The organism is Parabacteroides sp. 52 (assembly GCF_010500925.1).
In the GTDB taxonomy this organism is placed as follows: domain Bacteria; phylum Bacteroidota; class Bacteroidia; order Bacteroidales; family Tannerellaceae; genus QVMG01.
In genome coordinates this window covers 1-12,675 of record NZ_QVMG01000002.1, presented here as the reverse complement: position 1 = coordinate 12,675, position 12,675 = coordinate 1, and the positions used below count along the sequence as shown (strand labels likewise).

General features: G+C 45.3%; 8 protein-coding genes. 2 read left to right on the top strand and 6 right to left on the bottom strand.

The window, feature by feature from the left end; genetic code table 11:
- The first annotated feature begins 37 nt into the window (after positions 1 to 37).
- Together D0T51_RS02455 and D0T51_RS02450 are read left to right on the top strand one after the other, a co-directional pair.
- Positions 38 to 1,165: a glycoside hydrolase family 43 protein gene (locus D0T51_RS02455; protein ID WP_163724687.1), complete on the top strand. Its 1,128-nt coding sequence runs from the start codon at positions 38 to 40 to the stop codon at positions 1,163 to 1,165.
- Between the two features lies 1 nt (position 1,166).
- Positions 1,167 to 1,901 (top strand): SDR family oxidoreductase, encoded by a 735-nt coding sequence (locus tag D0T51_RS02450; protein ID WP_163724684.1) that lies wholly within the window; start codon positions 1,167 to 1,169, stop codon positions 1,899 to 1,901.
- A 185-nt stretch (positions 1,902 to 2,086) separates the two neighbouring features.
- Here D0T51_RS02450 and D0T51_RS02445 read toward each other — a convergent pair whose 3' ends face one another.
- The 6 genes from D0T51_RS02445 to D0T51_RS02420 all read right to left on the bottom strand — a co-directional run bounded on the left by D0T51_RS02445 (position 2,087) and on the right by D0T51_RS02420 (position 12,250).
- Positions 2,087 to 2,962: a helix-turn-helix transcriptional regulator gene (locus D0T51_RS02445; RefSeq protein WP_163724678.1), complete on the bottom strand. Its 876-nt coding sequence runs from the start codon at positions 2,960 to 2,962 to the stop codon at positions 2,087 to 2,089.
- 250 nt (positions 2,963 to 3,212) lie between these two features.
- On the bottom strand, positions 3,213 to 3,593 hold the full coding sequence (locus D0T51_RS02440) for a GtrA family protein (RefSeq protein WP_163725225.1): 381 nt from the start codon (positions 3,591 to 3,593) through the stop codon (positions 3,213 to 3,215).
- 51 nt (positions 3,594 to 3,644) lie between these two features.
- Positions 3,645 to 5,477: a U32 family peptidase gene (locus tag D0T51_RS02435; RefSeq protein WP_163724675.1), complete on the bottom strand. Its 1,833-nt coding sequence runs from the start codon at positions 5,475 to 5,477 to the stop codon at positions 3,645 to 3,647.
- A 78-nt stretch (positions 5,478 to 5,555) separates the two neighbouring features.
- On the bottom strand, positions 5,556 to 6,506 hold the full coding sequence (gene metA, locus D0T51_RS02430) for a homoserine O-succinyltransferase (protein WP_163725222.1): 951 nt from the start codon (positions 6,504 to 6,506) through the stop codon (positions 5,556 to 5,558).
- Between the two features lie 117 nt (positions 6,507 to 6,623).
- Entirely contained in the window at positions 6,624 to 11,087 is a 4,464-nt protein-coding gene (locus tag D0T51_RS02425; RefSeq protein ID WP_163724671.1) for a multidrug efflux RND transporter permease subunit, read from the bottom strand.
- Entirely contained in the window at positions 11,084 to 12,250 is a 1,167-nt protein-coding gene (locus D0T51_RS02420; RefSeq protein ID WP_163724668.1) for an efflux RND transporter periplasmic adaptor subunit, read from the bottom strand. The genes D0T51_RS02425 and D0T51_RS02420 overlap by 4 nt, the downstream gene beginning before the upstream one ends.
- Between the last annotated feature and the right edge of the window lie 425 nt (positions 12,251 to 12,675).

The following is a 12,675-nucleotide window of genomic DNA, read 5'->3' as shown; positions in this document are numbered from 1 at the left end:
ATAGACATACATTGTATTTTTATAATTGAACTATTTTATGAAACAACTAATCCTCATTTGTGTATTTTTTATTCTTTGTATAGGTTGCAGCGGAAACAAACAAAACAAATCAGAGAATGCAACGCATCATACGGTAACGGACACATTACAAAATCCCTTACCTGTAGCTTTTGGCGACCCATTTATATTGAAGGCATCCGATGGTAAATTCTATATGTATGGTACTTCCGGTGAAAACGGGTTTCGCGCCTACTCTTCGCATAACCTGAAAGACTGGAAAGAGGAAGGGCTTGTTTACGAAGGGGCTACTGCAGACTCCTGGACGGTCGACTGCTTCTGGGCTCCGGAGGTTTACGAAAGAAAGGGTAAGTATTATATATGGTACAGTGCCAATTGGAAAGAGAATCCGACGAATGAACAGGAGATGTTCCGCATCGGAGTTGCTGTTGCCGACAAACCCACCGGCCCCTTCCGCGAGATGAACGGTGGCCCTCTCTTTGATCCGGGTTATCCCATCATCGACGCCAACCTGTATTTCGACGATGAAAACGGCAAAGTCTATCTTTATTATTCCCGCTGCTGCTATAAACATCCGGTGGAAAGTGAAGTGGCCGACTGGGCGAAAGCGAAAGGTTGGTTTGATGAAATCGAGGAGAGTTGGATATACGGCGTCGAGATCAAACCGGATTTCACGGGAGTGATCGGCGAACCTGTACTACTGCTCCGCCCACCGGTGAGGATGGATGATCGGCAAGCCGAATGGGAAAGCCGCTCGGTGACTTCGAAAGAAGTGAATCGGCGCTGGACAGAAGGTTCTTACCTGATCAAAAAAGGCGATACCTATTATATGTTGTATTCGGCCAATTACTTTGGGGGTGCCAACTATGCCGTTGGATACGCAACAAGTAAAAATCCGTTAGGCCCTTTCCAAAAAGCAATAAACAACCCGGTATTGGAAAAGAACATAGAAAAAGGAGGAGATGTAACCGGAACAGGACATTGCATGGTATTCTCTCTCGAAGACGGTCAGATGTTCAATGTCTACCATGCACGCACGACAAAAACGGGGGACGAACGCGTGGTCTTCATCGATCGCATGGAAATAACCGACGACGGTCTATTGGTGGTACACGGACCCACTACTCCGAATCAGTCCATAAAATAAAATGAAACGCATCATCATCATAGGTGCCACTTCGGGCATAGGAGAAGAAGTGGCACGCATATATACACAACAAGGCTGGCGGGTAGGTATTGCCGGCAGACGGGCAGAACGATTGGAGGACTTACAAAAAACGGCTCCCCATCAGATAGAAGTGCAACCAATGGATGTCACTACGGAAAAGGCTACCGAAGAGCTACAGCTCTTGATTGAGAAGCTGGGAGGAATGGATCTCTTCCTGTTAAGTTCGGGGATCGGCTACCAGAATACGTCTTTAACTCCAGCCATCGAATTATCGACTGTCCACACCAATGTGCAGGGCTTTACCCGTCTGGTGACAGCGGCCTATCATTATTTCCAACAACAGGGAGGTGGGCACCTGGCTGTTATCAGCTCCATTGCCGGCACCAAAGGTTTGGGAGTTGCTCCCGCCTATTCAGCCAGCAAAAGGTTTCAAAACACCTATATAGATTCCCTGGCACAGTTGAGCCGGATGAATAAAACACCTATTACCTTTACCGATATCCGTCCGGGGTTTGTCGCTACCGCTCTTTTGAAAGAAGAGAGGTATCCCCTTTTAATGAAACCCCAGGAAGTAGCTGCGGCTATTGTGAAAGGGCTCAGCCGGAAAAAGAGAAGGATCGTTATTGATGGACGATACAAGATATTGGTATTTTTCTGGCGGATGATACCTCAATGGCTCTGGGAGAGGTTGCCGATACACAATGGGTTGACATAAAAAACCTGCTTCTACCCTCACGGGCCAAAGCAGGTATCAATGTAAACAATTTGTAATGATATTTGATATTTAGTATACTTATAATAAAACGCTTACACGAGGATTTGATTTTTCATGTGAATTATTGATAGGACAAAATTAAACAAAGGTTCTTTCTTAAGGATTACCTGTAAAGCTCCTTGTTTTTACACTTTGGCTACTTTTAGCCTCTCCTGCTCTATTTTTTCTATATTCAACCGGATTTTTCCCGGGGGCATACCGAATTTATTCTGACAAAATGTACTGAAAGCAGATACCGAAGCAAAATTATGCCTTTCGGCCAGTTCCTTTATGCTCAACGGAGAGTTGTTGAGATCTTGAAACACACGGGTAGCCTTCTGCGCACTCATCCATTCAGAGGCAGACGTACCAAACACCCGTTGGAATTGCTTTTTAAAACCGGACAAACTGTAATTGGATATTTCCGCCAGCTCCTGTACACTTTTCACCTGACGATAACTTTTGTACATCAGATTCATAAACTGTGCATCTTTCCCTAACATCGGCGAAAAGAAAGCGGCTAACTGCTCTTTGGTATAATACCCCCGCAGCATAAAAAACAATTCTCTCATCTTCGTAGCAAAATAGTAACTGCATTGAAGCCCGTCATTCACACAATTGACAAAAAGATCGATATAGGTATAGATACGCTCATTCATCTCCAACATATGGAATCCTTTCGTGACACCAAATTCATCATATAAACGTTCCAAAGAGATACACTCGCATAACTGCACCACATCACGCAAACGACATATGATCAGATGCACATCTTCCAGGGCTTCCACTTTTATATGACTGCCGGGAGGGAATAGCATAATATTCCCCTTATCTATTTCTTCTCGGATAAATGCACCATATGACAACCTGAAACGTCCTTTCATGGGAAAGACTATTTCGGTATCAACCAAGTTACGTTCAAAAATCATACCAGCCGGGCGTTTAAGTATTTCTAGCTGGGCGTTTTGTCCTTTTTCATAGTTAAAACAGGAAAAGTGCTCCTGTTTATGTAATAAATCCATCCTTATTTCCTTTATCTTTATAGTATACAAAGATAATTTATGTTTTCATTCCTTTTGTTCTTCTTTTTACATTTTATATCAACAATTAAACGCTTTAAAATACATAAAGCATTAAAAAACAAAACATTAATCCACCCCTCTTCTTTCAATAGGCTTTCAGAAAGAGAAAAATGGAACATTTGATAGAATCTTTTAACGTTATATCACTATACCGGAAAGGGCTAAAGAAGAGAGAGAAAAGTGGGGGTGGTTAATTGCGGAAAGTCACCTTTCTGTTCATCACAAAATTAACGGCACCATAGACAAACAATCCTAAAAATTGAGCCAGGTTGGCATGTATCCCCAAGGTTTCTACCATAAACAATAAAGAGATAAACTGAACAGCATAGGCGCATCCGAAAGCCAACAAGAAAAGAGGCACCTCCTGCCAGAAGCGCCCGCCGCCGGATGAAAACACCCAATATTTACTCCAGAAAAAGTTATTTATCAATGCCGCAATATAACCTGCCACATTCGCCCATATATAATTGAAACCTAACAATACCATCATCACCCAAATAACAACGGCGGTTATTAATGCATTCAGTGAACCAATGATTATAAAACGAATGATACGAACAGATTCTTTCAGCATAGACAGAAAAATGAATGTAGAAAAACTATTATTGAAATCAGTCACTTTTTAGGGAGCAAGTAAATAGACCTGCATCTCACATCGCTTACAATGGAAATCCAACTGCAAACGAGTTTCCTTGTACAAGAGAAAAAAGGGTTCCTTAAAAGGAGACTGCTGCTTTTGAAAAACAGGGCACCAACCCATACTATACCGCAGACAGTGCTTGGTAAACATAAGAGGGACACGAGAAGGTCGCGCCTGCTCAAATGCAACATCTACCTTCTCTACCCCATGTTTCTTGTAAAACAAGAGGGCTTTATCATTAGATACATTACCTAAATAGGTCAATTCTTTTTCCGGATATTTGATTTCCTCCTTTGGTTCTTGCCAATGAACAAGTTCTCTTCGGTAACGTATCTTTCTATTTTTCAATAACATCTCGACTCCTGTCTGCCGCATTTTAGCTAAGAGTGAAGAAGGAATAAACCAATTCGCTGATAAATGTATCTTTACTTCTGTTGCTTCAAAGGGAGTATTTCCGAATTTGGAAAGTTGTGTACGGATATTTTCTTGCTGATCGCGGTTGGCAAGCTCTTTATCCAATGACTTAGTCAACATAATCCGGGCATCGGTCTCGTCTGTCATGACCAGGGTAAAGCCCGTCGGGTTATCCAATAGTTCGATGGAGAGGGCTATTTTGCGCTCAGCGGAAGCCTTGCCTAAGAGTTTATCAAATGTATAATCCAGATTCCGGTAAAGATTTGTTTTCGGTTGAATACGAGGCATTTCGGATGGATAGATTCGGTTTATCTCCGCCCGGTTTACCCGGAAACCTTCAAGTTCCCTCTGGGTATTAAAAAAGGCTAAGCCATCGCCATTATGAATCGATTGAGTTCCTGCAACAGTAAATGAATTGCCGCGGATCTCCTTCACCCGCCCAACCGGCTCGCCCAACGACTTGGGGGTATCAAACGAAGTGATATTCTGCTCGCGCCCATATAATAGGTAAGAGGTAAATCCACGGTTGAAACTCTTTTCGGGAACCGGTTGAAAAGTAAAAGTGGACCGTCCGGTCGAAGCCCGTCCGTACTCCGGTCGCCGCTGCATGATATCATCCAAACGCTTTCGGTACCAGGCAGTTATATTTTTCACATAAGCAACATCTTTCAAGCGTCCTTCAATCTTCAACGAAGTGATGCCGGCATCCAATAAATCTTCCAAATTCCCGGAACGATTCATATCTTTCAGTGACAACAGATGTTTTCCGGAAACGATCACTTTCCCATCAGCATCAACCATCGTATAAGGCAATCGGCAATATTGCGCACATTCCCCCCGGTTGGCACTTCGCCCACCGACGGCAGCACTCAGATAACATTGTCCGCTATAACTCACACATAAGGCACCATGCACAAAGGCTTCCAATGCGACGGATGTGTTTGCACGAATCTGACGGATCTGATCTAAAGAAAGTTCACGTGCCAATACAACCTGACGAAATCCTACCTCTTCCAGAAACTTAACCTTTTCCGGTGTCCGGTTATCGGTCTGTGTACTGGCATGCAACGGTATGGGGGGCAGATTCAAGCGGGAAATCCCCATATCCTGTACGATCAGTGCATCCACACCCACCCGATACAAGTCCCATATCAAATGTTCGGTTTCCTCCATCTCTTCATCGAAAAGAATGGTATTAAGTGCTACATATATCCGAACATCATAGAGATGGGCAAAATCACAAAGCGCGCGGATATCATCTATCGAGTTACCGGCAGCCGAGCGCGCACTAAATCGAGGGGCACCGATATACACGGCATCCGCTCCATGCAGGATGGCTTCCCGGCCAGTGATAAGGTCTTTGGCCGGAGAAAGAAGTTCTATTTTTTTTTGTTTGATCACGAAAAAAAAGATTAGTTATAACTAAATAGAGAAGGAATAATATCACGCAGTTTATTGAAACTCACAAAGAAAATTCACTCAATGGAACAATGCCACTCCTAATTCTCCTAAGTCTTTTATATCCTCTCTATTAAACGGTGTCTCCTGATATACATAGTAGTTCAGCCAGTTGGTGAACAACAGATTGGCATGCCCGCGCCAACGCACGACAGGTCCCGCTGCCGGATCGTCATTCCGATAGTAATTCAGAGGTATCTGAATAGGAAGTCCTTTATTTACATCACGCATATATTCATCATGCAAGGTATAAGGAGAGTATTCGGAATGTCCCGTAACATAAAACTCCCTTCCACCCCGCGACATCACGATAGCCACACCCGCCTCTTCGCTCTCTGCAAGCAACGTCAGTTCCGGCACTTTTAATATATCTGCCTTCCGGACTTCCGTATGCCGGCTGTGTGGCACAAAGAATTCTTCATCAAATCCCCGGAAGATAGGCAAATGAGGTTCATACAATGTATGACGGAAGACACCGAACATCTTGGCCGGTAATTCATATTTCGGTACACCGTAGAAATGATAAAGTCCCGCCTGTGCTGCCCAACAGATGTATAAGGTGGAAGTTACATGGGTCCGTGCCCAGTTGAATATAGTTTGTAATTCTTCCCAATAATGAACCTCTTCAAAAGAATAAAGCTCCACCGGTGCCCCGGTGATAATCATGCCATCATAATAATCGTCAGCCATATCTTCGAAGTTTTTGTAGAACGCCTGCATATGTTCGATAGGCGTATTCTTCGATGTATGTCCTTTGATCTTCATAAATTCCATCTCTACCTGAAGCGGTGTATTGCTCAATAACCGGATCAGATCGGTTTCCGTTGTGATCTTTAGTGGCATCAGATTGAGTACAACCACTTTGAGTGGACGAATATCCTGTGTCGTTGCCCGCAGGGAATCCATCACAAAGATATGTTCCTCTTTCAATAGATCGATAGCGGGTATATTCTCTTGTACGTTTAATGGCATAGCTGTATGAGTTTTTATTCTTCCACAAAGATAGGAAAGAGAAATGAAGAATAAGGAATGATGAATGAAGAAAGCTTTTAATTCTTCATTCATCATTCCTAGTTCTTCATCCTTCATTTACTCATACCCTCCTCCCAATGCCTTATACAAACGAATAATGGCTAATTGCTCGTCGAGCACAGCATTATTAAGGCCTATTTGAGCATCAAAGAGTCCACGTTGGGCATCTAAAACGTCGATATAGTTCGTAATTCCATTGATATATTGCAACTGAGCCATATGCATATAGTTGCCCGCAGCGTCCAACAAAGCAGTTCGTGAACGACGAATCTCTTTCACTTTGCGACTGGTGACCAAGGCATTGTTCACTTCCCGAAAAGCCTCCAGTACACTTTTCTGATAACTATATACCTCCTGCTCGTAACGCGCCTTAGCAGCCTTCACCCGGGCACGATTCTTTCCCATAGCAAAAAGAGGTTGCAACAGGTCGCCGGCAATAAACCAGGCAGGGCTTTTCAATAAATTACTCAATTCGTTGCTCTCTCCTCCCAAATTACCCGTCAAAGCGATCCGGGGAAAGAGATCGGCCTGAGCCACTCCTACCCGGGCATTGGCTGCGCGCAATTTTTGCTCGGCTATACGGACATCAGGGCGGCGTTCCAAGAGATCGGAAGAAAGCCCCATCGGCAATGTATCGGGCAGGTTTTCATAAGCCAAGGTATAACTCCGGGGTATTGTTCCGTCATATTCGCCCAGTAAGAAAGAAAGATCGTTTTCTTTGATCTGGATATCACGTTGCAAAGCCGGGATAAGTGTTTCGGTACGCGCCAGTTCGACCTGCGCCTGGTTGTAAGCCGTCTGCGAAGTCAGGCCGCCTTCATAACGCAATTTAGCCAAATGTACCGCCTCCTGACGCGCATCCAATGTTTGCTCGACAATAGATAATTCCTGATCAAGGGCAGCCAGTTCATAATATTTGGTTGCTACCTCGGCCACAAGGGTGAGCTGCAGAGCACGTTGCGCCTCTACCGATTGCATATACACAGCAATATCCGCTTCACTGGCCCAACGCAACCGGCCCCAGAAGTCCAGTTCCCACGACAAGGTCAGCTTACCGGAAAACTCCTGACTGGATTTCCGATTATCTCCGCCATAATTCAATTCTTCTTTCTGCGCATTCAGTTTGGCATTCACCTCCGGAAATTGGTTGGCAAACGAGATCCGTTTGGTAGCCAGCATCTCTTTGATTTTTGCCGCTGCCATCCGCATGTCTTTATTATTTTCCAGTGCTTGGTGAATCAATCCCTGCAAAACAGTATCCCTATACAGACTCTGCCACGGAAGATCGGAAACGGAAGAACTGTCGGCACTCCATACGGTATCTGCAGGAATTCCCAACTCTGGGCGATTATAACTTTTACCGACTTTACACGAAGAAAAAGAAACGGCAACAAGAATAACAATCCCGGTTTTATATAATTTAGTGATCCGTATCTTTCTTTTCATCTTATAAATCAAGACAAAGAAGAAAGGAACCATCACAATACCTACAGTGATAGCCACCAACATACCAAAGAATACTCCCGTACCGATGCTATGACGCGAAGCGGATCCCGGACCACTGGCTAATACCAACGGCAGCATCCCCAATACAAATGCCAACGAAGTCATCAGGATCGGACGAAAACGAAGCTGTGCCGCTTGAATAGCAGCCTTTACCACGTCCACACCATCGTCGACCTGCACCTTGGCAAACTCCACAATCAGGATCGCATTCTTCGCAGCCAGACCGATCAGGGTAACCAAACCGATCTGAAAATACACATCGTTTTCCAAGCCGGTAATCCAAACACCCAGATAAGCACCCAAAGCCGCGATCGGCAACGATAGCAATACGGCAATCGGCACAATCCAACTTTCATACTGAGCAGCCAGGAAAAGGAAGACAAAAAGAAAAACCAATGCCAGAATAAACCCGGTCTGACCTCCGGCTTTCTTTTCCTGATAAGAAAGTCCGCTCCATTCAACCCCAATATTCTCGGGCAAATGCTCCCGGGCGATACGCTCCAATGCGGCCATTGCATCACCGGTACTATGACCCGCAGCAGCAACGGCATTGACCGAGGCGGTATTAAACATATTGAAACGCTTGATCGTTCCCGGTCCGGTCGTATAAGATGTTGTACCCAAAGCGGTCAATGGCACCATCGCCCCGTTGGATGCACGAACGAAGAACAATCCGATATTGTCCTGCGTTGCCCGATAGGGTGCTTCGGCCTGGATATAAACGCGGTAGATACGGTTCAACATATTAAAGTCGTTCACATAGACCGCTCCCAGATAAGCCTTCATCGTCGAGAATATATCCGACAAAGGAATACCCAGTGCTTTGGCACGGTCGCGATCGACATCGAAGTAGAGCTGAGGTATTTCCGCTTGCATAGCAGAAGAAATACTCTGAATCTCCGGAGCTCGCGAAGCATAATAAAGGAAAGTATCCCGGGCGCTGACCAGATTATCCCAGGTCGCGTTGCCACGGGCTTCCAATTGCATCTCCAATCCGCCACTTTCTCCCAGGCCGGGAATAACCGGCGGACGATTGAGGTAAGCCTTTATCTCCGGATAATAATAAAACTCCTTCCGGGCAGCATCCATCACATCCCCAACTTTCATACCCGAAGACTTGCGCTCTTCCCAGGGTTTAAGGATCACAGTCAGGACAGCTCGTCCCTGAGAGGTCCCGACACGCGAACTACTGCCGGTCACATTCTGTACATAAGCTACGGCTGGTTGTGTCATTAGATACTGAACGGCTCGCTCCGTCACCACACGGGTACGTTCCAAGGTTGTCCCTTCCGGCATCTCAAGCTCAACAGTAAAAAAGCCTTGGTCTTCCTCGGGAATAAAGCTGGTAGGCAAAGCCCTGTTTAACACGAAAATACAAACAAGCGCAACACCAAACCCGGCTAATATACGGCGTGGATGGGCGATAGCCTTTTGTAAGATCTGCGTGTACTTTCCGTTTCCTCTGGATAGCCAGATATTTATCTTCTGAAAAACGATATTCTTCCGGCCACTCGAAGGTTTAAGCAGTATGGCGCACATCGCCGGGCTCAATGTCAAGGCGACTACCGTAGATAATAATACGGATACAACGATCGTTACCGAGAACTGCCGGTACAACAACCCGGTAATCCCTCCCAGGAAACTTACCGGCACAAATACGGCTGCCAATACCATCGATGTGGCGATCAGCGCACCCGACAACTCTTTCATCGCTTTATGTGTCGCTTCCCGGGCAGAGAGCTTCTCTACTTCCATGAGCCGTTCCACATTCTCGACTACCACAATCGCATCGTCCACCACAATCCCAATGGCCAGAATCAATCCCAATAGGGTTAGCATATTTAGGGAAAATCCCATAACAAGCATAAAACCAAAGGTTCCGATCAATGAAATAGGCACGGCAATAGTCGGAATCAATGCAGCCCGCCAGTTCTGCAACGACAGAAACACAACCAGAATAACTAATAAAAGAGCCTCGAACAAAGTTTTATACACCTCATGAATAGACTGTGAAATATATTCGGTCATATCAAATGGGATATTGTATTCCAATCCCTCCGGGAAGTTCTGGCTGATCTCGCCCATGGCTTGTTTGACATCTTCCGCTACCTCCATTGCATTGGCTCCCGGCAACATATAGATACTCATGATAGCTGCGTTCTTTCCGTTTATCCCACTTTCGGTGGAATAAGAAGAAGCCTCCAGAGAGACACGAGCCACATCGCGCAGACGAACTACGGTCCCGTCGGAATTGGCACGAACCACTATATCTTCAAACTCTTTTACCGTCGAAAGACGACCGGGAGCAGTAATCGGCAGAGTGATATCGACATCCAATACAGGCTGTTTTCCCAATTCTCCGGCTGCCGATTCGCGGTTCTGGTCTTTTAAGGCATCCTGCAAATCTTTTACGGTCAGCCCCATATTCGCCAAACGGTCGGGATAAACCCAGATCTGCATACCGTAATAGCGGCTGCCTACATTCGAGACCCGACCGACACCCGGGATACGACGCAAGACGTCCAATACATTCACCGTGGCAAAGTTACTCAGGTATATCTCATCAAACTTCGGGTCGTCGGACATCAAACTCAAGGTCATCAACTGGCTAGGCGCCTGCTTCTCAATCGTGATACCATTCTGTACCACCTCGGCAGGCAAACGACTCTCGGCCAGTTTCACCCGGTTCTGGATCTCTACAGCCGCCAAATCGGCATTGGTAGACACATCGAAAGTAACGGTGATGCCCAGACCTCCCGAGTTGGAACTGCTGCTTTGCATATAAATCATTCCCGGCGTTCCGTTTAATTCCTGCTCGATCGGAGTGGCCACAGCCTGTGATACCGTCAATGCACTTGCCCCCGAATACGACGCGTTGATACGCACTACCGGAGGAGTAATCTGCGGATACTGATCGATCGGCAGCATAATCAATCCGATAATCCCTACAATAACAATCAGGATAGAAAGAACCGTAGAGAAGACCGGACGATCGATAAAGAATCCCGGCTTCATAATGTGTCCTCCTCTTTCATTAGTTGAACAGCTTCTTCATCCCCGGCACGGACAGGACGAACCTGCAAACCTGGTGTCAGTTTATGGTAACCTTCAATAACCACATCTTCATTGTCACCGAGACCTCGCTCGACAACAATATTATTTCCTATCTCCGGTCCTGTTTGCACAAAACGCTTCTCCGCAATACCATCGCGACGGATAATATAGATAAAAGCTCCGCCACTCTCTATCGACAAGGCTTTACGGGGAACAACAATCGCCCGCTCACGCACATCCAGGAGGAGTTTGACACGAGTGAACTGCCCGGGCAACAATCGCTGGTTGGGGTTAGCTAATTCGGCACGCACACCGAAGGTGCCACTCTGCGGATCGACCAACGGATCAGCAAAATCGACCACGCCTTTGATGGGGTATTCCGTATCATCGGCTAATGTAATAGTGACCGTAGGCTGCCAGGAACGCGTAGAATCCTGTTCCCCAAAGCGGATATTCCGCCGTTCGGCACGCAAATAGTCTAATGCAGTCATTTTAAAGTCAACCAAAACGGTATCACTCTTCACAACAGCAGCCAATTTGGAATTGACACCCGGTCCAACCAGGGCGCCGATATCCACAAAACGTTCACTGATATAACCGGACAAAGGAGAAGTTACAGTCGTATAACCTAACTCCAGTTGAGCCTGATCGAGGTCAGCCTTACTCATGGCAATATTGGCTTCGGCATTCTCTAAAGCAGCGGTGGCATTATCCAGATCCAACTGACTGGCAGCATGCTGCTCGTAAAGCGGACGCAGACGATCTACATCACGCCGGGCTTTGGCCGCCTGAGCTTCGTCTTTCTTCAATTGCGCCTTCGCTTTTTCTACACGGGCTTTATAAGGAGCCGGATTGATCATAAACAAAGGATCATTGCGCTTCACATGCTTTCCTTCTTCAAAAAGCATGCTTTCCAGATAACCTTCTACCCGCGCATGTATCTCAACATAACTGGCTGCCCGTATGCGCCCCATATACTCACCGTAAATATACACATCCTCTTTGGCAGGCTTATCCACAATCACAATGGGTAGTTGAACCTCTTCCTTTTTCTTACACCCAATAACAAACAATAAAAGAACAAACCCTATCAGGCATTCTTTTCGTAACCTTTTTACAACCATTACCTATCTTTTTTCTGTTATAAACCAAAATCTAATAACATAAAGCGTAAAAAAGATGATTTTATTGTATTCATCTCTTTTTACTTCACATTATTTATATAACAATGTAAAGAATAGATATGTTAATCAGTGATTAACGTTTAACGAAAAGTTACTAGTGATTAGTGATTAGTGGTTAGTGATTAGTGATTAACGATTAATGATTAACGTTTAACGATTAATTTGGACTCTACATTTTGATATCCAAACAATGGGTCAAGCTTCCATCCCCCCCTGGTCGCCTGCGACCACCACTAATCACTAAACACTAATCACTAAACACTAACCACTCTTCGTTAATCGTTAACCGTTAATCGTTAACTCCCCTCTCCCTCTTTCTGTAAACAAAAAAAGAGCCTATCTCTTTCGAAATAGACTCTCTCTCT

Coding starts and splice junctions, on each gene's coding strand:
- D0T51_RS02445 (WP_163724678.1), bottom strand. CDS start 2,962: ATGGATTTATTACATAAACAGGAGCACTTTTCCTGTTTTAACTATGAA.
- metA (WP_163725222.1), bottom strand. CDS start 6,506: ATGCCATTAAACGTACAAGAGAATATACCCGCTATCGATCTATTGAAA.
- D0T51_RS02450 (WP_163724684.1), top strand. CDS start 1,167: ATGAAACGCATCATCATCATAGGTGCCACTTCGGGCATAGGAGAAGAA.
- D0T51_RS02455 (WP_163724687.1), top strand. CDS start 38: ATGAAACAACTAATCCTCATTTGTGTATTTTTTATTCTTTGTATAGGT.
- D0T51_RS02425 (WP_163724671.1), bottom strand. CDS start 11,087: ATGAAGCCGGGATTCTTTATCGATCGTCCGGTCTTCTCTACGGTTCTT.
- D0T51_RS02420 (WP_163724668.1), bottom strand. CDS start 12,250: ATGGTTGTAAAAAGGTTACGAAAAGAATGCCTGATAGGGTTTGTTCTT.